Raw genomic sequence first — 19,704 nt, 5'->3', positions numbered from 1 at the left:
GTCAGGCGGGGACGGGGGTGCGATGGCCGGCGGCGGTCACGGCGGCGCGGGAGGCGGCGTGCAGGCGCAGGACACCGGCGCCGACCGCCCCGGCTCCGGCGATCAGCACCAGCACCAGCAGCAGCCGGGCGTACTGGCCGGGCCAGGGGGCCGGGGCCACCGCGCGGGAGAACGTGGCGAGGTTGGCGACGCCGACGAAGACTGCCAGGCAGCTACCCGCCAGCGCCAGTACGAAGTCGGCGGCGGGTCGGCGGGCCAGCGCCCAGCCGCCGGCGGCGACCGCGCCCAGTCCGGTGAGCAGCGCCCAGACCTGCCCGGTGAGCAGCCCGAGCAGCAGCGGCCCGGCACCGTCCGCGCCGGCGTCCAGTTCCCGGCCGACGACCAGGGTGATCGCCGCCGCGCCGCCGAGGGCCAGCAGCGCCCCGACCGCGCGCAACGCCCGGCCGCCGGCGACCGAGCCGGCCGGCAGCAGGCCGGCCGCGCCGACGAGCAGGAAGCCGAGGGTGGCGGCCACCCACCACGGGTACGGATCCGGTGGCGGCACCCAGTCCAGAATGCCCCGGATCTCGACCTGCTCCGCGCCGTCGCGGATCGGGACGACCCAGTCCCGGACCCGGTGCGGGCGGGTCGGCTCGGTGACGGCGGGGGCCGGCACGCCGGCCTCCCGCCACTGGGTGCGCTGGTCGTGCCAGCGCACCCGCGGCGCGTCGCCGATCTTCCGCCAACGCGGCGGCGCGGCCGGGTCCGCCTCCGCCGGCAGGGTGGTGTCCCCGGCGAGGGTCCGGTTCAGGTACGTGGCGGGGGAGCGGCTGTTCTCGTACGCCCCGTCCGGCCCGACCCGCAGGTACGGCTCCCCGGAGTAGCCGATCACCTGGACGTCCCGCCCGGTGGTGTTGACCAGTTCCAGCCGGGCGCCCGCCTCGACGGCCCGTACCGTCAGGCCGGCACGGGCCGGGCTGAGGCCGATCGCCTGGACACGGTAGTCGGTGCCGTCGGGGGCGTCGGCCCCGTGCGCGGCGGCCGGGGCGGCGAGGGTGAGCACGGCGGCGAGCACGGCACCCACGACCACGCCGACCCTGCGCAGCGGGGTCACCTGCCGGCCGCCTCCACCGCCGCCCGGATGCCGTCCGGGGAGCGGTCCTCGACGTCCTTGCCGTTGACCTTGACGGTCGGGGTGCCGGTGACGCCGGCCCGGCTGGCGTCCTCGGTCAGGTGCTCGGTCCACGGCTTGTAGCGGCCGTCGGAGACGCAGGAACCGAAGTCGTCCCGGTTCAGCCCGACGCCCGCGCCGATGTCGATCAGCTCCTGGTTGCTGAGCCCGGCGCTGCCCTCCGGTGGCTGCCGTTCGAAGAGCGCGTCGGTGAACTCCTTGAACTTGCCGCCGTCGGCGGCGCAGCCGGACGCGGCCGATGCGCGGGTGGAGTACCCGGTGGTGGAGAGGCGGTCGAGGTAGGCCACCGGGTGGAACACCACCCGCGCCTTGCCCTCGCTGACCAGCTGGTTGATAGTGCCCCCGCTGAGCTGCTGGAACTGCTTGCAGGCCGGGCAGAGATAGTCCTCGTAGAGGTCGATGGTGACCGCTCCGCTGCCGATGACGATGCCGGTGCCGGCGTCGCTGGCGCCCTTCGGGGTGGTGAACTCGTCGGACCGCTGGCCGGCCCAGACGCTCCAGCCGATCAGGCCGGCGATCACCAGGACCGCGACCGCCCCGACCGAGGTCCAGAGCGTCCGTTTGCGCCGCTTCTCCCGGGCCAGTTGCTCGCGGACCACCCGGGCCGCGTCCCGCTGCCCCTTGCGACTACTCATCGTCGTCCTCCACGTGCGCGTCGCCCGCCAGCCAACCGTCGACCGAGACGGGGGTGCGGGGCCAGACCAGCAGGAACCCGGCAAGCGCCAGGAATCCCAGGTCCCGGAGGATCTCCGGGAGGTAACTCGGGGACTGCCCGGCGGCGAGCTGCCCGCCGCTGCCGAAGCATCCGCAGTCGATGGCCAGGCCGCGGGCCCAGGCGGAGGCGATGCCGGTGATGAAAACCACCAGAAGGGCGGCGGAGACGCCGGCGGTGAGCCGGGTGGCCAGGCCGAGCAGCAGGAGCGCGCCGAGCGCCAGCTCCACGAAGGGCAGCGCCGCGCCGATCGCGGCGGCCAGCTCGTAGGGCATCACCTGGTACGCGTTGACAGCGCGGCCGGAGGCGGCCAGGTCACCGACCTTGGTCGCGCCGGCGATCAGCCAGACGGCGGCCAGGCCGAGGCGCGCGGCGACGCCGAGCCAGGGACGGATGACGGGCCACCGGATGGCCCGGGTGCGAGCAGCGGTCACATCCATTGGTCGTCCCGTCCGGTCGCGGAGTTCCATGGTTCAGCCGGCCATCGCGTCGCCGACGGCGTCGATCAGGTCGTGGCGGGCCCGGGCGACCCGGGAGCGGATGGTGCCGACCGGCACCTGCTCCACGGCGGCGGCCTCGGCGTACGACAGGCCGAGCAGTTGGGTGAGGACGAACGCGCCCCGCCGGTCGGCGGGGAGCCGGCGGATCAGGTCGGTGGCGTCGAACTGCCCGGCCGGGTCGGGGTGCGGCTGGCCGGTGTGGGCGTCCGCGGCGAGTCGTTCGTCGAGGCGACGTCGCCGGAACACACCGCGCAGGTGGTCGGCGCAGACCCGGCGGGTGATGCCGAGCAGCCAGGTACGGGCGCTGGAGCGTCCCTCGAAGCCGGGCAGCGCCCGGAACGCCCGTAGGTAGGTCTCCTGGGTGAGATCGTCGGCGGTGTCCGGGTCGACCAGGGCGGCGGCGAACCGCCACACCTCGGCCTGGGTGGCGCGGACCAGGGCGGCCTGGGCCGCGGGGTCGCCGTCCCGGGCGGTCAGCGCCCACCGGGTGGCCGGGTCCGGCGCCGCATCCCGAGCGGTATCGCGCGCCGGGTAAGGGCGGCCGGCGGAGGCGGCGCGCGGGGCGGGGATCACGACAGACCAGGCTACGCGGCGGCGCGGGCCGCGGCAGGGTCGTTGGACCCTTCCATGGCGTCGCTCACGTCGGGAACTTTCCCGCACCGTTTCCCGACTACCTGCTCATGGGCGACGGGCGCGCGGCGCGGTGGGCGGGTCGGTGGCCCCGCCGTTTGGCCCGTGGCCTCGCCGGCGGGACACCACCGCGTGGGGTGCGACGACGGCACGGGGGGTGGTACGACGGCGCGGGGTCGTCGGGTCGGGTCGCCGCAGGGGCCTTCCGTCAGCGAGCATTGCCGTCATGAACGTCGTCGATCGCCGTCGGTCCGTACGGCTGGGCGCCGCCGCCGCCCTGCTGGTCACCCTCGTCGCGCTGCTGCTCGCCCCGGCGACGCCGGCCAGCGCCCACGCCGTGCTGGTCAGCAGCAGCCCGGTCGCCTCCGCGGTGGTGCCGCAGGCGCCGGCCGAGGTGGTGCTGACCTTCAGCGAATCCGTCCGCAAGGTGACCGGCAAGATCCGGGTCATCGCGCCGGACGGTTCGCGGGCCGACCGGGGCGAACCGGTCTTCCAGGGGGCGGTGGTGACCATCCCGGTGGACCAGGGCGGCCCGCGCGGCACCTATCTGGTGAGCTACCGGGTGATCTCCGCCGACAGCCACCCGGTCTCCGGCGCGTTCACCTACTCCGTCGGTGCGCCCTCGCCACCGCCCACCGACACCGGCTCGGACAGCCGCGCCGACCGGCTGGTGGACATCGGGGTGAAGGTCGTCAACTACCTGGGCTACGCGGGTCTGCTCCTGGTGGTGGGTGCCGCGCTGGTGCTCGCCGCGCTCTGGCCGTACCGGCTGTCCCGCAGCGGCCCGGCCCGGCTGCTCTGGGCGGGCACCATCCTGCTGGCCGTCGCCACCGCGGCCGAGCTGTGGCTGCAGGTGCCGTACACCGCCGGGGGTGGGCTGTTCGACGTCACCGGCGCCGGCCTCGGTGAGGTGCTGGGCAGCACGTACGGCACCGCGCACCTGGTCCGGTTGGGGCTGCTCGCGGCGGCGGCGTTCCTGCTGCGTCCGTTGACCCGGGGGCCGGTCGGCCGCACCGACGGGATCATCCTGGCCGTGCTCGGTGTCGCGACGTTGTTCACCTGGCCGCTGGCCGGTCACGCCGCGGCCTCGCCCGCGCCGGCCGTCTCGGTGCTGGTCGACGCGGTGCACCTGGGCAGCATGGCGGTCTGGCTGGGTGGTCTGGTGATGCTCGCCGGGTTCCTGCTGCGCCGGGCCGACGAGCGGGAGCTGGACGCGATCCTGCCGATCTGGTCGCGTTGGGCGGCGCTGGCGGTGGCGGCGCTGCTGCTGGCCGGCACCGTGCAGGGGCTGATCGAGGTGGGCACCCTCGGCGCGTTGGTCGGCACCGCGTACGGGCGGCTGCTGCTTGCCAAGATCATCCTGTTCGCCCTGGTGATCGGGGTGGCGGCGTACTCCCGGGCGCTGGTGCGCCGGCGGACCGCGGCCGGCCGGCCGGCGCGGGTGCGGCGGGCGGTGGGGGTGGAGCTGGCCGTCGCCGCGGTGGTCCTCGGGCTGTCCGCCGTCCTGGTGCAGACCACCCCGGCCCGGGTGGCCGCCGGTGACGTGGCCGGGACGGCCAACGCCTACTTCTCCACCACGTTGACCAGTCCGATCTACTCCCTGCAGGTGGAACTGGATCCGGCCGAGCGGGGCAACAACTCGCTGCACCTGTACGCGTACACGAAGGACAACCGGCCGCAGCCGGTGGCCGAGTGGCGGGCGACCGCCGCGCTGCCGTCGGCCGGGATCGAGCCGATCGAGATCCCGCTGCTACCACTGACCGACAACCACGCGACCGGTGAGCTCAACTTCCCGGCGGCCGGCGAGTGGCAGTTGCGTTTCACCGTCCGCATCTCCGACATCGACCAGGCCACGGTGACCGTCACCGTGCCGATCACGTAACCGAAAGGTACTCAACCAGATGATCCGTCTCCGGCGCACCGCAACCGCCGCCGTCCTCGCACTCACCGCCGCCACCGCCGCCGTGCTCGGTCTCGCCGGGCCCGCCTCGGCGCACGTCACGGTCAACCCGAGGGAGGCCACCCAGGGCGGCTACGGCCGGTTCGCCTTCCGGGTGCCGAACGAGAGCGACACCGCCTCGACCAACAAGCTCGAGGTGGTGCTGCCGGAGAACGCCCCGGTCGGCTCGGTGTCGACGATGCCCGTACCCGGGTGGACGGTCGCGGTGGAGAAGCGCAAGGTCGACCCGCCGATCGAGGTGCACGGCAGCCAGATCACCGAGGCGGTCTCCAAGCTGACCTGGACGGCCACCGGCGACGCGGCGGTCAAGCCGGGGCAGTTCCAGGAGTTCCCGGTGTCGATGGGGCCGCTGCCCAAGGTCGACCGGATGGTCTTCAAGGTGCTCCAGTCGTACACCGACGGCAACGTGCAGCGGTGGATCGAGGAGCCGGTTGCGGGCGGGGAGGAGCCGGAGAACCCGGCGCCGGTGCTCACCCTGACCGCCGCCTCGGCGTCGCCGTCCGCGCCGGCGTCGGCCCCCGCCGCCCCGGCCGCGGCGGACGACGATGACGACGACTCCACCGGCGTGGCGACCGGCCTGGGGGTGGCTGGCCTGGTCGCCGGGCTCGCCGGTCTGGTCCTCGGCGGGCTGGCCTTCGCCCGTACCCGGCGGGAGCCGGCCGCCGGGTCCCCGGCCGAACCCACCGCCTGATCCACGCCACCCGCGCCGGCCCGTCGGACCTGTCCGACGGGCCGGTCGCCGTTCCCCCTCGGACCTGCCGATATCCGCAGATCAGCGCGGTGTCGTCGGTAAGGTCGGCCGGGTACCTGGTCACTGAGGGAGACGGAACGGATGCGGTTCGTGCGGGTGTTTGTCGCAATGCTGTTGCTGGTCGTCGGGATTCCGGTCCTGCTCGCCGGTGCCGGCCTCAGTGTCGCCGCCGGGCGGACGGCGGCCGACGGGGCGTTCACCGCCCGGGTCGAGCCGCTGCGCACCCCCGGTCGGGCGGTGCTGGTGGCGGACGTGGACGCGCTGCTGCGCGCAGAGGCGCCGTTCACCCGGGTCGGTCCGTCCCGGTTGCGGTTGACCGCCCGGACGGCCGACGGCCCCGCCTTCGCTGGCCTGGCTCCGGCCGAGGAGGTGCGGCGCTGGCTCGGCCCGCTCCCGCACGCCACCGTGGACCGGGTGGCGGTGGCCCGCGGTCCGTTGCCGGTCCGGCTGACCGACGCGGCGTCCGCGCCCGCCGGGTCGGTTCCGGCCGCCCCGCGCGAGGCCCGCTTCTGGGTACGCGAGGGGGTCGGCGCGATCGAGTGGAGCCCTGCCGAGCTGGCCGGTCGGCGGCTGAGTCTGGTGGTGATGCGCCCGGACGGCGGGGCGGACCTGAGTGTGGACCTGCGGGCCGAGTTGCGGGTCGACTGGCTCCGGCCGGTGGCGTGGGCGCTGCTCGCCGTCGGGCTGCTGCTGGTCGGTCTGGCGATGCCGGCGCTGCTGTGGCCGTTGCGCCCGCGTGAGGTGGTCTTCGTGGTGGAACCCGACCAGGTGCCGGTGCTGGCCGGCCGGCTGGGGGTCAGTTCACTCAGCGGGCTCGGTGCCCCGCGCAGACCGGAGCCTGAGCGGCAGTTGGTGGCGGTCGGTACGGCGGACGGGGCCCGCCCGGCGATCGGGGCGGCCCCGGCCCGGCGACCGGGCAGCCTCGCCGACCTGCCGCCCTGGCCGCCGGAGCGTGCCGGGCCGACGCCGGGGCCGGTGGACCGGAGCTGAGCGTTCCGAACCGGTCACCCGGGTGGGACGCTGCGGGTCCGGTGACGCGGGCGGCCCTCCGCGCTGCCGACGCGGAGGGCCGCTCTCACCGGGGGATCGGTGCCGATGTGGTCAGATTAGCGGCGGAAGGTCGCTCATGGAAACTTCTGTCCAATTGGTGCGATTTTATCCGCGTGGCGGGAGCCGGCGGACCGGCAGCACCACCAACAGCACCAGAGAGAGCAGCACGTACTCGTTGCGCAGCAGGAACTCCCACGGCGTGTCGGTACGCGCCGGAGCCACCCCCCAGTCCTGGAAGGACACCACACCGTAGATGATCAACGCCGAGGTGCCGACCGCGACCGCGAGGAGTGTGCGTCGGCGGCGGAGCCCTTCGGCACTGCCCCGGTCGGCGTCCAGCGCCGCGTCCACCAGCACCACCACCGCCGGGATGAACCAGTAGATGTGGTGCGTCCAGGTGATCGGGCTGATCAGGCCGCCGACCAGGCCGGTGAGGGTCAACCCGGTCAGCTCGTCACCGGCCCGCACGGCCCGGGCGGCGCGGTGCAGTCCGTACCCGAGCACCACCGCGACCAGCGCCAGCCACAGTAGCCGGTTCGGCGCGGCCGGCACCTCGATCCGGCTCAGCAGCCCGAACAACGACTGGTTGCCGGTGTAGTCGGTGCGGCCCACCCGGTTGGTCGCCCAGAGCTCGTGGGTCCAGAAGCGCCAGGAGTCGCGCGGCGCCACCGCCGCCGCCAGCAGCGTCGCCGCCGCGGCCGTCGCGCTCGCCACGGCCGCCGCCCGCCACCGCCGGGTCACCAGCAGGTAGACGATGAAGATGCCCGGGAAGAGCTTGAGCGCCGTGGCCAGACCGACGCCCACGCCGGCCCAGCGCCGCGCCTGCGGTACGGCGAAGAGCAGGTCGGCCAGGACCAGCACCACCAGCAGCATGTTGATCTGGCCGAAGGTGATCGTCTCCCGGGTGCTCTCCGCCGCGAAGACCAGCAGCACCGCCACGACGAGTGTGAACACCCGGGGCAGTCCGTGCCGGGCGATCACCGGGGCGACCAGCCAGCGGGTCGTGACGACCACGCCAAGGGCGGTGAGCGCCGTGAAGACCGTCACCACGGCACCGAGGCGCAGTAGGCCGAACGGCCACAGCAGCAAGGCGCTGAACGGCGGGTAGGTGAAGTAGAGCTCACCCTGCACCCGGTCCGGCTGCACGTAGTCGTAGAGCGGGTTGCCGGCCCGCCACCAGTCCACCGCCCGCATGTAGATCTTGAGGTCGAGGAAGTCGTGGCTCAGGCCCGGTAGGTAGAGCGCCGGCAGCACGGTCGCGAGCGCCAGTACCGTGACGACCCGACGGACCGTACGGGCCCGCTGCTCGTCGGTGGTGACGGCAGGCGACGCGACGGATTCGGCTGGCACGGGGAAACCCTAGCGGTCTCCTCCGCCGACGGTGCCGAGGCGCGAGCACCCGGGCGGCGACTACTCTGTGGCGCGTGGCTGACCAACTCGTCTGGATCGACTGTGAGATGACCGGGCTGGACCTCGGCAGGGACGCGCTGATCGAGGTCGCCGCCCTGGTCACCGACGCCGACCTCAACGTGCTCGGCGAGGGGATCGACGTGGTCATCCACGCCGACGAGGCGGCGCTGGAGGCGATGCCGGAGATCGTCCGGACCATGCACGGCAAGTCGGGGCTGACCGAGGAGGTCCGCCGCTCGACGGTCACCCTGGCCGAGGCCGAGGACATGGTGCTGGCGTACGTCACCCAGCACGTCAAGGATCCGCGTTCCGCCCCGCTCTGCGGCAACTCGATTGCCACCGACCGCGGCTTCCTCGCCCGGGACATGCCCCGCCTCGACGCCCACCTGCACTACCGCATGATCGACGTCTCCTCGATCAAGGAGTTGTGCCGGCGCTGGTACCCCCGGGTGTACTTCGGGCAACCGCAGAAGGGGCTCGCCCACCGGGCGCTGGCCGACATCCGGGAGAGCATCCGCGAGTTGGAGTACTACCGGCGCACCATCTTCGTGCCGCTGCCCGGCCCGGACGTGGAGACCGCGAAGGGGATCGCCGCCGGGCTGTAGGCGGGCGACGCGACCCGGCTCCGGCGGGGTGTCGAACCCGCTGGACGGAGCCGGCGCCGGTGTGGCTATTATTAGTCCGCACCCGCCCGGGCGACCGGAGCGGAAGGCATGGTGGCTGTAGCTCAGTTGGCAGAGCACCGGGTTGTGGTCCCGGTTGTCGTGGGTTCAATTCCCATCAGTCACCCCAACGACGAAGGCCCCCTCCACGCGGAGGGGGCCTTCGTCGTCCGTCGCCGGTCAGGGGGTCGGGGTGGCGCTCTGCCCGTCCTGCTCCGCGTCGGGCGTCGGGCTCGCCCCGTCACCGGTCGCGGCCCCGCTGTCCGGCTCGTACGGCAGGGCACTGCCCTTGACGTACTCGTCCCAGCTCATGTTCCAGTCGGTCCAGCCGTTGCCGTTCTGGAGCTTGCGCTCGGTGCCCTTGACGGTGATTGGGTCACCGATACGGGTGTTCGCGAACAGCCACGCCCCGTCGGCCATCGAGACGTTCACACAGCCGTGGGAGACGTTCTCCCGGCCCTGCACACCTTCGGACCAGGGTGCGGCGTGGATGAACTCGCCGCCCCAGGTGAGCCGCTGGGCGTAGTCGATCTTCGTCCGGTAGCCCTCCTGGGGGCCGAGCTCGTCCAGGGTGTCGAAGACCGTCTTGCGCAGCTTCTCGATCACCACCATGGTGCCGCTGGACGACGGGGTGCTCTTCTTGCCCAGGCTCACCGGGATGGTCTTGACGACCTTCCCGTCCCTGGTGACCGTCATCCGCTTGGTCTTGTTCTCCACCTGCATGATCAGCGACGGGCCGATCTTGATGTCGACCGTCAGGTCGGAGCGGCCGTACCAGCCACCCCCCATGGGCAGGCCACCGGCCTGCACCCGGTACGACACGGTGCTGCCCGGCCGCCAGAACTCCTTGGGCCGGTAACGGACCTCGGTGGGGCTCACCCAGTGCCAGATGCCCTCCTGCGCCGGGGTGGCGGTGACGCTCATCCGGCGCTGGACGTCGTCGCGGTACTGCTCCGGGACGTCCCGGCCGAAGCGGACGATCAGCGGCATGCCCACGCCGACGACCTGGCCGTCGCCGAGGAAGCTGGTGATCCGGACCTGCTTGGCGGGCTTGGCCATCACGGTGAAGGTGCTGGTCGCGGTGGCCGGCTTGCCGTCGTCCCCGGTCGCGGTCACGGTCGCGGTGTACGTCCCGCCGTACTCCAGCGCACCGGTGGGCAGCCAGCTCTGTCCGTCCGCGGCGAGCGTGCCCTTGACGGGGGTGCCGGCGGCGTCCTTGAGTTCGACGGTGGTCTGCTCGGCGTCCTTCGTGGTGAAGATGATGCCGGTGGAGGCCGGGACGTCGGTCGCGTCCGCCTTCGGCTCGGTGATGGTGGCCGAAGCCTTGGCGTCGCTCTCCTGCGCGGCGCTCTGGCCCGGCGAGGGCTTGTCGCCCGAGGAGCCGGTGCAGGCGGAGGTGAAGGCGAGCGTGGCGGCGAGCAGCCCCGCCGAGAGCGCACGGCGCCGCCCGGTACGCCGAGTCAGCCGGTCGTGGGTAGCTGGCATTATGTCCTCACAGTCGTGATCCCCGATGCCCCATCCTTACCCACAGACGCACGCGGGTGCCCAGGGGTTGCGCGGCGCGCGACGGCGACACGCCGTCGGTGGGCTGCGGCGACCGGCGCACGCGGGGCAGGGCGGGTGACGTTCGTCTCCACCGGCGCCCGGACGCCCTCGGCACGAGGGCGGGCCAGCGGTCGCCGACCCACCCCGCAGCCCCTAGATCAGCGGACCGGAGCCGCCCCGCGGCACCGGCAGGGCGCTGCCCTTGACGAACTCGGACCAGCTCAGGTCCCAGGCCGTCCAGCCGTTGCCCGGCGCGAGCCTACGCTCGGTGCCCTTGATGGTGATCGGATCACCGATCTTCGTCTGGTCGAACAGCCACCGGCCCATCGCCATGGACACGTTGACGCAGCCGTGCGAGACGTTGCGCCGGCCCTGCACCCCCTCGGACCAGGGCGCCGCGTGGATGTACTCGCCGCCCCAGGTCAACCGCTGTGCGAAGTCGATGTCAACGCGGTAGCGGTTGTCCGGGTCCGGCGCGTCCATGGTGTCGAAGACGGTCCTCTCCTTCTTCTCCATCACCACCATCGTGCCGCTGGAGGAAGGGGTCTTCTTCTTGCCCAGGCTGACCGGGATGGTCTTGACCACCTGGCCATCCTGGCGCACCGTCATCTTCTTGGTGGCGTTGTCGACCGTCATCTCGAACGCCCGGCCGATCTTGGCGGTGGCCGACCGGTCGACGTTGCCGTAACGGCCGTTGCTCAGCGGAATGCCGGCCAGCGCGATCCGGACGTCCAGCGTGGTGCCCGGCTTCCAGTAATCCGGAGCGCGGTAGTAGGCCTGGGTGCCGTTGGAGACCCAGTGCCAGGCGCCCGGCTGGGGCGGGTCCGTCCGGACGAACATCCGCTTCTGCACCGCCGCGCGGTCCTTCTTCGGGATACCCGGGTGGAACTCGACGACCACCGGCATGGCAACGCCGTACGTCCGGTCGTCGAACAGGTAGAGACCGGAGCTGATCATCGACTTCGGCTTCGCCATCGTGGTGAACGTGCTGGTGCCCTGCCGGGCCTCACCACCGGACCCGGTGCCGGTCACCGTCGCCGTGTAGCGGGTGCCGTACTTCAGCGGAGCCGACGGCACCCAGGCGGAACCGTCCACCCGCAGCTTCCCGTCGACCCGCTTGCCGTCGGCCGAGGCCAGGGTCACCGAGGACACCTTCCCGCCGCCGGGGACCGTCGCGCTGATCTCCGTACTGACCGGCTTGTTCTTCGACCCGTCGGCCGGGACGACCGCCAGGCTCTCGGCTGCGGCGGATGGTGTCCCGCCCGAAGGCGCCGACGGCGGGGTGCCCGTCCCCGTCCCCGTGCCCGTGCCCGGGGTGGCGCTGCTCCCGCCGACGAACTCGGCCTGCTTCTCGGCGTCACCGCACCCGGTCAGTGCCAACGACGCCACCAGAGCCAGGGCGCCCACCTTCGCCCCGACCCGCGTGAACCTGCCCATTCCCACCTCAGTTCTCGCGTGCCTGGCGACATGGTGCCGTATCGCCGTCAAGTACTCGGCCCCGCCCAACCTGGCTATGGGGTGTTTGCGAGCATCTGCCCGATAAGCTCAGCCGAAGAGGGGAGGAGGGGACCCGATTTGGAAGAGCGCTCGGGGGCCGTGTAATCTTCTCCCCGTTGCCAACGAGCGCCGCTAGCTCAACTGGCAGAGCAGCGGACTCTTAATCCGCGGGTTCGGGGTTCGAGTCCCTGGCGGCGCACCAACGAGCAAGGCCCTGACCTGGTAGTTCTCTGCCGGTCGGGGCCTTTTTCGCGTACGCCGGTGGTGGGTGGTGGCTCGGTGGTGCTCGAGAGCCGATGGACCCTGCCGGCGATGCGGGGACCGGCCGTTACTGGTGCGACGCGGCCTGGAAGGGAGGCGATCACCGATGAGTGATCATGGCCGGGTCGATCTCGTCATCTTCGACTGTGACGGGGTGTTGGTGGACAGCGAGCCGATCGTCAGCCGGGTACTCGCCGACCGGATGCGGCAGCTGGGAATCCAGATCACCGACCAGGAGTGCACTCGTACGTTCGCCGGGGTCGACCAAGCGGCGGCGGCCCGGTTGATCGCCGATCGCCTTGGTGGTGCTGTCCCGTCCGGTTGGTTCGACGCGCTGACCGTCGCGGTTGATGCCGCGCTGCGTGCCGAGGTGACGCCGGTGCCCGGCATCGTCCCGGTGCTGCAGCAGCTTCGTGTCCCCGCCTGCGTGGCGTCGAACGGGCGGCCCGAGAAGGTCGCGTTGACCCTGGGCACCTGCGGCCTGGCGGCGTACTTCGAGGGCCGGATCTTCACGGCCGCCGAGGTTGCCCGCGGCAAACCGGCTCCTGACCTGTTTCTGCTGGTCGCGTCCAGGATGGGCGTCCCGCCTGCCCGCTGCGTCGTTGTCGAGGACAGCGAGTCCGGGGTGGCAGCCGCACGTAGCGCGGGAATGCGCGTGCTGCGGTACGCGCCCGATGGCTCCACGTCGGGGCCGGTTGGCGCCTTCAGGAGCATGGCGGAGTTGCCGTCGCTGCTCGGCCTTGCGAACGGCAACAGGAGCATCTCGGTACGCGGCGATAGCCAATGAGGACGGAAGATCGACGGCTGGTCACGGTAATGTCATGCCCATGGGTTCGACGGCGCGAAGGGTATCGCTGACCGGCATCAAGCCGACCGGTGAGCCGCATCTGGGCAACTACATCGGCGCGATCCTGCCGGCGCTGCGGTTGGCCGACAGCTACGAGTCGCTGTATTTCATCGCGGATTATCACGCGCTGACGACGATCCGCGACCGTGATCAGTTGCGGCACTACACCCGATCCGTGGCGGCCACCTGGTTGGCGGCCGGGCTCGACCCGGATCGCACCACGTTCTACCGCCAGTCGGACATCCCGGAGATCTTCGAGCTGAACTGGATCCTGGCGTGCATGGCCAGTAAGGGCCTGATGAACCGGGCGCACGCTTACAAGGCGTCGCGTGACCGCAACCGGGAAGCTGGCAAGGAGGATCTTGACGCCGGCGTGAACATGGGTCTGTTCAACTACCCGGTGCTGATGGCGGTCGACATCCTCATCATGGATGCCGATGTGGTGCCCGTCGGTCGCGACCAGGTCCAGCATGTCGAGTACGCCGCGGACATCGCTGGCTCTTTTAACGCTGTGTACGGGGACCGGTTCAAGTTCAAGATCCCCGCTGCTGTCATTCCGGATGAGGGGTCGGCGCACACGCTGCCCGGCACCGACGGTCGCAAGATGAGCAAGTCGTACGGCAACACGATCCCTCTGTTCGCGCCAGAGCCCAGCCTGCGGAAACTGATCCGGCGTATCCCGACCGACAGCGTGCCGGTGGAGGAACCGAAGGACCCCGACTCGGCTGCCGTTTTCAAGCTGCTTGAACGGTTCGGTGCGGCTGACGTGGTCACCGAGACACGGGCGCGGCTGTCGGCCGGTGGGATGGGCTGGGGAGAGGTGAAGGCACAGCTCGCCGACGCGCTTGTCGCTGAGTTCGCGCCGCTTCGGGAACGCTACGAGGCGCTGATGGCGCAGGGTAGTGAGCTGGACGACCTGCTTGCCCACGGCGCGGACAAGGCCCGCAAGCAGACCAGGCCATTGCTGGAGCGGGTGAGAGACGCCATCGGCATCGGATAGCTCGGGCCTCGCCCGTCAGATGAGTGCGTCGACCACCTGGTCGGCGCAGTGCCAGGCGGTGGTCCATTTGCCGGGCAGCGCGACGAGCAGGTTCCCGGTGGGAGTCCACCCGTCCGGAGGTCGTCGGAGGTCCACGACGAGGCTGGACGGGTCAGCCTGCGAACTGGTCGGCTCGCACACGGTTCCCCAGATCAGGCTGAGGTCCGGGCGGGACTGGTGGAGACGGTGTCGATCGAGCGCTTCCAGTAGTCGGGCACGCTCTTCCGCCGTTGTGCCGTATCCACCCTTCACGCTGGGCAAGCCCACGCGGATGCCCCTACGATCCGGACTGATGGCGAGAAGATCGCCTACGGCTTCCACAACCCCGAAGAGCCCTCAAAGGTTCTTTCGGTCGCCCTCGCCCATGAAAGCCCTTACCGCACTTCGTATTGCGTCAGCGTGAAGATAGATATCGTCAATAGAGTCGATCATATGGCGAGTCTCTGTCTTGTTGGCGTCGAACGTCCCAACGTACTTCCGGGTCTTTCCGTTGAAATGCAGTCGCGCAATGGGTTTGCGGTTATTGTCGTCAAGAATGACCGCGAAGTAGGACTTGGCGTCACGGCCCACAATGCGTTGGGGTTTGACCTCGCTGCATGCGATTGCCTTGATTATCTGGTAGCCGGTAAGTTCTTCAAGCGTGGTTTCCACCTCCGTATCGCGTGCGACATCGCTCAACGCGACCTCTTCGCTCTCGAGCACTTCGGAGGGGGCTTCGGTGGTCTGCTTGGGAAGGCTTGTGTAGAGTGCACCCTTCAGTCGTTCGTTCACTTGATCTCTGACGAACTGCGAGGCGGCCTTGGCAACGAGTGACCTGAACTGTTCACGCCTCTTTTGAGTGAACGAACCCTCGAACACTCTCGTCGCGAAGAATCTGACCCACTCATCCTCAGGGTCCTTGAACTGCGCCGCCATCGAACGCTTGATCTGGCCGAGATATTTCAACTCCTCGGCTGCACTGATGATGGAGTCGAGATCGAAAACTTCCTTTGTGAGCTTCCGCAATTCCGGCAGGAGGGTGTCGTCGATATCTTCCAAATCCAGCACGAGGAAGGGCTTGGTATCCATCTTGTTTGGGGCATCGAGATCGGTGTAGAAGTGGTAGACCTGACCATTGGTGAGGGCGGCGATCCGTGCATTCGTAACGGAGAAGTATCGATAAAGCTGAGATGCGTGTTCAATCTTGAGGGAGTCGCGCGGCTGCTTGCATTCGATGAGGATCTGTACCTCACCGCCACGCATGATCGCGTAGTCTACCTTCTCTCCTTTCTTGGTCCCGACGTCGGCGGTGAATTCCGGTATGACCTCCAGTGGATCGAAGACGTCGTAGCCGAGGATCATTGAGATGAACGGCATGACGAAAGCATTCTTGGCAGCTTCTTCCGTCTGAATTGCGTCTCGCTGGTTCCGGACCTTCGTGGCGAGCGCGGCGACCCGTTCATCGAAATCCATTAAGCATACTCCTTCTTGTGAACAGATGAGAAAGGTGCCGTATGCATACCTGTATGCCCCTGCCCTTGACGAGTCGGAGATCCAGGGCAACGACCGGATGCTACCGAGCGATCGTGTAGCGCGAAGCCCCAAAGAGGACCGACTAGCCTCTCCTTTCGTCGGTCCGATGCGACGGAAAGGGCAGGTTTGCAGCGTCGCGGTCGTGAGTAAGATGCGCTACCGACTGGAGGCACATGAGGCTGCACTAATCGCCGCAGAGAACGACGCGTAGCGCGCCACCTAACTTGAACTGGTAATGCCGGCGGCACTACCAGCGGGGGCAGGTCTACCGTTCGGTCCTGCCGGTCAGGATGACTCGGCGTCGGCGCTGGGTAGGGCGTCGCTGCCGCAATGGCCGTCGCAGAGTGGTTGCGCCCACTTGGCGGTGTACTGGAGGCACTCCTGCAACTGGTGGATGTCGACGTCGTCCCTTTGGAGCTTTTCCTCCGAGCCAGACGGCGAACTGGGCGTAGACGCTGCGCCGAGGGCCACCACCGCGCTTGGTGATGAGGCCGGCAAGGTAGTGCAGGTGATCCCACAGTGGCCGTTTGTCTTCCAGGTAGGGGTCGTAGTTCGTGACCTCGCAGGTCGGGCACACGTAGGCGCTCGGTCGCCGGCCTTCCAACGCGGCGGGCGCGTTGCTGTTCCTGCCGTTGCTTGAGGTGTCGCGCCGCTGCCCGGGGCAGTGCGAGCTGTTTCAGTGGCTGGCGACCATGGAGACCTCGGCGTGGTTGCGCCAGCACGACCTGGCGCTGCTGCGTGCCGACGGCTACGGCGTTTGGCTGGAGGACGGACGATGCCTGCGGTTCCTGGTGCATGTCGATCGTGGCCCGGTCGGTGACGTTGTCGCCGAGCATGAGCGGCGGACGTGGGGGTTGGGTGGGCTGCTGAGCGGCTATCGGCGTACCGACCGAGCGGTGCCTGTCGGAGCGGTGTTGATGATCGCGCAGGACGCCGAGCGGGAGGAGCATCTGCTGGACGACGTGGTCCGTAGTCCCCTGCGACCGCAGATCGCGGTGACCACCAGGGAGATGCTGTATCGCTACTGGCCCAATGAGCAGGTGTGGCAGGTGCCGGGCGAGAGTGGCAGGCTCCGCCTCATCGAGGTCGGATCCTGACCTCACTACGTCGCGATGTTTCGACCGCCACCAACGTGCTCATTTTGGCAAGGCAGGCGGCGTGGTGCTGGAGCCAACGTCGTCCCGCTGCCGTACTACCCCTACCCTGGCGGGATGAGGGAACCCAGTGCGGACCGGACCTACGCCACGCCTGACGACCTTCCGCTGTCGGCTGTGCTACCTGAACTACTGCGGAGCGTGCGTGAGGGGCAGGTTGTCTACCTGAGTGAGCGGGACGAGCCGGTGGCCGCCATCGTTCCTCTGGAGGTGGCGAGGGCGGGGCTGGCGGCCCTGGGTAGGTCCGACGAGGGTGCTCGGTGACGGCCCTGTCCGGTAGGTGCTGATGAACCGGCATGCAGCGGCACGGGCCGAGGCGATCCCTGACGCGATCCGGGCGGACGTGGAGACGTTGTGGCGCTACCACGACATGCACCACGAGTTGCGCCCGTGCGACGTGGGGATCGGGTTGGGTAGTCATGATCTCGGCGTGGCTGTCATCGCGACCCGCTTGTTTCACGAGGGCCTGTTCCCATGGATCGTGTTCACTGGCGCGAACGCCCCGACGACCGTCGAACGGTTCCCACGGGGTGAAGCGGTGCATTATCGCGAGTACGCCGTCGAGCAGGGCGTACCTGCGGAAGCGATTCTCGTGGAACCGCGTGCGACGAACACCGCCCAGAACCTGGAGTACTCGCGCAAGCTCCTCACTGAACGGCAGATCCCGGTGCAGTCGGTTCTGATCATGTCGCGGCCCTACCAGCAGCGTCGGGCCTACGCTACGTGCAGGCTGATGTGGCCGGAGGTCGACGTGGTGTGCGCGTCGAACCCTCTCGAACTGGACGACTACGTGCGCAGCATCGGCGACCTGCGGCGGGTGGTGGACATGCTGGTGGGCGACACTCAGCGGATTGAGGTGTACGCCGAGCGCGGCTTCGCGATCCCGCAGGAGGTGCCCGGCGACGTGCGAGCTGCCTTCGAGCGCCTGGTGGCGGCCGGCTACACGAGCCGGCTGGTCTGAGCACAGCTACCAGCGTGGGCCTCCCGACCGGACGCCCATCCGGTCACTGAGTTCGACGGCCAGTCGGGGTGGCCGGGGCCGGGTGAGGATGTCCCGGACGAGGTCGCGGGAGAGCCGGTGGTAGCGCACCTGGTCCGGGCCGATGACCTCGGCGTCCAGGAGCGCGGCGAGCGCGTCGTCGATGCGGTTCCACCGGGCGAGGGCTCGGGCGGTTTCGATGGCGTGCCTGACCTGCCGCTCGACGGGCAGGGTGCCGGTGTCGAGCGGAACGCCGATGGCGATGGCGCGTTGCACGTCACCCAGTTCCATCGCCACGGTCGTCTTGTGGATTGACACGTTGGTCGGCCCGAACGCGGTCCACACGTGGTTGCCATCGTTGCCGAGCCGCTGCGCGGCGGCATCGGCCTCGGCGATGTGGGTGTCCGCGGAGGAGCGGTCGTCGTCTCGGGCGGCGGCCAGCGCGCAGACGAGGTGCAGGCTGCCGTAGACCGACAGCAGTTGCGGCGTGGGCTTGGCGAGCTGTGGTTCGAGGAACTGCGCCGCAGTGGCGGCGAGGCCGCGGGCTTGGGCGTATTCGCCGATGGATGCCAGCGAGTGTGCGGCGGAGCGGCTGAGTGAGCCGATGACGACATGGTCGTGGCTGGAGTTGGCGGCGGCCAGACCTCGACTGGCGGCGGTCCAGGCGAGGTCGCCTTCGCCGAGCTTGGTGAGGAACAACGCGGCGAGTTGGTGGGCGTAGGCGGTCATGGCGTGTGCGCGCTCGCGGTCGTCTCCGTCGTACGCCTCGGTGGCGGTGAGGCAGTCGTGGATCAGGTAGGGGAGCCGGCGGGCGAGGGTGCCGTAGCGCGAGTGCTGGTAGGCGGTCCAGATTTCGGCGACGTCGTTCTCGATCTCACGTAGGTCGGGTGCCTCGACGATGGCCGTGCTGGCCAGCGTCGGCGCGAGGTGCCGGTAGTCATGGAGTGCGGCGCGTAAGGCGGGGATGGTCTCGCGACCTGAGTCGTCGGACCACTCGAACAGGCGCGGTGCGCCGATCAGGTCCCCGAGGGATACGTCGAGGGCTTTGGCGATCGCTCGGATGACCGACAGTCGGTCCAGGTCGGCCCGGTTCGTCTCGACTTTGCGTAACCACTCCGGTGTCTTGCCGACCAGACCGGCCAGCACTTCTTGGGTGAGGCCTCGCCTGCGCCGGTAGAAGGCGACGCGCTGGCCGATCGTCATGTCGTCTGTCATCCCTCGCACACCATCACCCTGCCCGCTGATGGCTGCCGGAGCCGGTACGGATTTTCCCGGTCCTCCGTACAGCTCGCCCCTACGTTCAGTTCACCCCGGATCACCGGCGCGTGTCGATGCCGATGTCGGGGATGGCTGACAGGGAGCTGCAGATGGAGGGATCGATGACGGGCACACTACGGCGCGGCTTGGGCCGCCGGGTCGCCCTGTCCAGAAGCGAACTGTCTCGGCGTCTTCCCCACCTGCGTACTGCCATGAGGGCTGCGTGGGTGGGTGATCGGCGGGCTGCTCCCAGCCGCCGTGGTGCGGCGGTGGGCTCGCTTTTCCCCCGGCGAGCCCACCGCTCATCGTCTCGGATGGCGGTGGCGGCATGACGGTGTACGTCTCGCGTAACGCGATGGTTGGTCGGTGCCGGCGTCCCGAGCCCGGGTGGACGTCCTCGCAGGGACAGGTACGGCCTGCTGATCCGCCACTGTTCACCTACGTGTGGCGTCGGCTGTTCGAGCAGCAGGCCCGCGAGGGCAGTCGTCGGTGACCGGGCCGCAGCGCCGTGGTGTGGCGTACCGGGGCGCGCCGGCCGGGGTTGAGCATCTGCCGATGCGTCCGTTGTGGCTGTGCCGTCGGTGTGGGCAGCCCTGGCCGTGCGGCGCGGCGAAGCTCGCGCTCCTGTCCGAGTACCGGGAAGTGCCGGTGAGCCTGTTCCTCTACCTGGCCGGCTGCCTGCACGACGCGATCGACGATCTGCACCGGCTGAACCCGGCCGTGACGGGCAGCGCCGCGGACATGTTCGACCGGTTTCTCGGCTGGCC

20 protein-coding genes and 2 tRNA genes are annotated in these 19,704 nt (G+C 70.0%); 13 read left to right on the top strand and 9 right to left on the bottom strand.

The window, feature by feature from the left end; translation table 11 throughout:
- Position 1: 1 nt before the first annotated feature.
- From E1182_RS19330 to E1182_RS19315, 4 genes are read right to left on the bottom strand one after another with little or no spacing between them, the layout of a single operon-like run.
- Positions 2-1,093: a hypothetical protein gene (locus E1182_RS19330; RefSeq protein ID WP_132267262.1), complete on the bottom strand. Its 1,092-nt coding sequence runs from the start codon at positions 1,091-1,093 to the stop codon at positions 2-4.
- Positions 1,090-1,806, bottom strand: coding sequence for a thioredoxin domain-containing protein (locus tag E1182_RS19325; RefSeq protein ID WP_132267261.1), 717 nt, complete (start codon positions 1,804-1,806; stop codon positions 1,090-1,092). The genes E1182_RS19330 and E1182_RS19325 overlap by 4 nt, the downstream gene beginning before the upstream one ends.
- Positions 1,799-2,323, bottom strand: coding sequence for a MauE/DoxX family redox-associated membrane protein (locus tag E1182_RS19320; RefSeq protein ID WP_132267259.1), 525 nt, complete (start codon positions 2,321-2,323; stop codon positions 1,799-1,801). Before E1182_RS19320 ends, E1182_RS19325 begins: the two co-directional genes overlap by 8 nt.
- Positions 2,324-2,356: 33 nt before the next feature.
- Complete coding sequence (locus E1182_RS19315) at positions 2,357-2,956, bottom strand: sigma-70 family RNA polymerase sigma factor (protein WP_132267257.1); 600 nt, start codon at positions 2,954-2,956, stop codon at positions 2,357-2,359.
- 274 nt (positions 2,957-3,230) lie between these two features.
- Here E1182_RS19315 and E1182_RS19310 point away from each other — a divergent pair, with 274 nt between their 5' ends.
- The 3 genes from E1182_RS19310 (at position 3,231) to E1182_RS33040 (ending at position 6,714) form a co-directional block, all read left to right on the top strand.
- Positions 3,231-4,895 (top strand): copper resistance protein CopC, encoded by a 1,665-nt coding sequence (locus E1182_RS19310; RefSeq protein ID WP_207921449.1) that lies wholly within the window; start codon positions 3,231-3,233, stop codon positions 4,893-4,895.
- Positions 4,896-4,914: 19 nt separating this feature from the next.
- The gene (locus tag E1182_RS19305; protein ID WP_132267252.1) at positions 4,915-5,664 is read left to right on the top strand and encodes a YcnI family protein; all 750 of its coding nucleotides are present in this window, start codon (positions 4,915-4,917) and stop codon (positions 5,662-5,664) included.
- 141 nt (positions 5,665-5,805) lie between these two features.
- Positions 5,806-6,714: a hypothetical protein gene (locus tag E1182_RS33040; protein ID WP_132267250.1), complete on the top strand. Its 909-nt coding sequence runs from the start codon at positions 5,806-5,808 to the stop codon at positions 6,712-6,714.
- 165 nt (positions 6,715-6,879) lie between these two features.
- Here the strand turns inward: E1182_RS33040 and E1182_RS19295 are convergent, their stop codons facing one another.
- A complete protein-coding gene (locus E1182_RS19295; RefSeq protein WP_132267248.1) occupies positions 6,880-8,124 on the bottom strand; it encodes a glycosyltransferase 87 family protein in 1,245 nt (414 codons plus the stop codon).
- Between the two features lie 74 nt (positions 8,125-8,198).
- On the opposite strand from E1182_RS19295, the gene orn reads away from it, so the two are divergent.
- Positions 8,199-8,789, top strand: coding sequence for an oligoribonuclease (gene orn / locus E1182_RS19290; protein WP_132267245.1), 591 nt, complete (start codon positions 8,199-8,201; stop codon positions 8,787-8,789).
- A gap of 111 nt (positions 8,790-8,900) precedes the next feature.
- Positions 8,901-8,976 (top strand) — tRNA-His (locus E1182_RS19285).
- Between the two features lie 50 nt (positions 8,977-9,026).
- Here the strand turns inward: E1182_RS19285 and E1182_RS19280 are convergent.
- Positions 9,027-10,331 (bottom strand): Ig-like domain-containing protein, encoded by a 1,305-nt coding sequence (locus E1182_RS19280; protein WP_132267243.1) that lies wholly within the window; start codon positions 10,329-10,331, stop codon positions 9,027-9,029.
- A 213-nt stretch (positions 10,332-10,544) separates the two neighbouring features.
- Positions 10,545-11,828: an Ig-like domain-containing protein gene (locus E1182_RS19275; RefSeq protein WP_132267241.1), complete on the bottom strand. Its 1,284-nt coding sequence runs from the start codon at positions 11,826-11,828 to the stop codon at positions 10,545-10,547.
- 186 nt (positions 11,829-12,014) lie between these two features.
- Between E1182_RS19275 and E1182_RS19270 the strand changes: the two genes are divergently transcribed.
- From E1182_RS19270 to E1182_RS19260, 3 genes are all read left to right on the top strand, one after another.
- Positions 12,015-12,090: transfer RNA gene (locus E1182_RS19270), tRNA-Lys, on the top strand.
- A 165-nt stretch (positions 12,091-12,255) separates the two neighbouring features.
- Positions 12,256-12,936, top strand: a complete 681-nt coding sequence (locus tag E1182_RS19265) for an HAD family phosphatase (RefSeq protein ID WP_132267239.1) — start codon at positions 12,256-12,258, stop codon at positions 12,934-12,936.
- Positions 12,937-12,976: 40 nt separating this feature from the next.
- Positions 12,977-13,996 carry a tryptophan--tRNA ligase gene (locus tag E1182_RS19260; protein WP_132267237.1) on the top strand — a complete coding sequence of 340 codons (1,020 nt, stop codon included), beginning with the start codon at positions 12,977-12,979 and terminating at the stop codon, positions 13,994-13,996.
- A gap of 375 nt (positions 13,997-14,371) precedes the next feature.
- Here E1182_RS19260 and E1182_RS19250 read toward each other — a convergent pair whose 3' ends face one another.
- Entirely contained in the window at positions 14,372-15,487 is a 1,116-nt protein-coding gene (locus E1182_RS19250; RefSeq protein ID WP_132267235.1) for a type I restriction endonuclease, read from the bottom strand.
- A 752-nt stretch (positions 15,488-16,239) separates the two neighbouring features.
- Between E1182_RS19250 and E1182_RS19245 the strand changes: the two genes are divergently transcribed.
- The 3 genes from E1182_RS19245 to E1182_RS19235 all read left to right on the top strand — a co-directional run bounded on the left by E1182_RS19245 (position 16,240) and on the right by E1182_RS19235 (position 17,662).
- Complete coding sequence (locus E1182_RS19245; protein WP_132267268.1) at positions 16,240-16,644, top strand: hypothetical protein; 405 nt, start codon at positions 16,240-16,242, stop codon at positions 16,642-16,644.
- Positions 16,645-16,758: 114 nt separating this feature from the next.
- Positions 16,759-16,965 (top strand): hypothetical protein, encoded by a 207-nt coding sequence (locus E1182_RS19240; protein ID WP_132267233.1) that lies wholly within the window; start codon positions 16,759-16,761, stop codon positions 16,963-16,965.
- 16 nt (positions 16,966-16,981) lie between these two features.
- Complete coding sequence (locus tag E1182_RS19235) at positions 16,982-17,662, top strand: YdcF family protein (RefSeq protein ID WP_207921447.1); 681 nt, start codon at positions 16,982-16,984, stop codon at positions 17,660-17,662.
- Between the two features lie 6 nt (positions 17,663-17,668).
- Here E1182_RS19235 and E1182_RS19230 read toward each other — a convergent pair whose 3' ends face one another.
- Positions 17,669-18,895, bottom strand: a complete 1,227-nt coding sequence (locus tag E1182_RS19230) for a helix-turn-helix domain-containing protein (RefSeq protein WP_207921446.1) — start codon at positions 18,893-18,895, stop codon at positions 17,669-17,671.
- A 370-nt stretch (positions 18,896-19,265) separates the two neighbouring features.
- On the opposite strand from E1182_RS19230, the gene amcA reads away from it, so the two are divergent.
- Positions 19,266-19,430: a multiple cyclophane-containing RiPP AmcA gene (amcA, locus tag E1182_RS32835; protein ID WP_371687571.1), complete on the top strand. Its 165-nt coding sequence runs from the start codon at positions 19,266-19,268 to the stop codon at positions 19,428-19,430.
- On the top strand, positions 19,427-19,704 hold a 278-nt coding region (locus E1182_RS19225; protein ID WP_132267231.1), incomplete at its 3' end, for a hypothetical protein. The genes amcA and E1182_RS19225, both read left to right, overlap by 4 nt.

Source organism: Micromonospora sp. KC721, from assembly GCF_004348355.1.
GTDB lineage: Bacteria > Actinomycetota > Actinomycetes > Mycobacteriales > Micromonosporaceae > Micromonospora.
The sequence above is the reverse complement of the archived record's forward strand: the minus strand, read 5'-3'. Positions and strand labels throughout refer to the sequence as shown.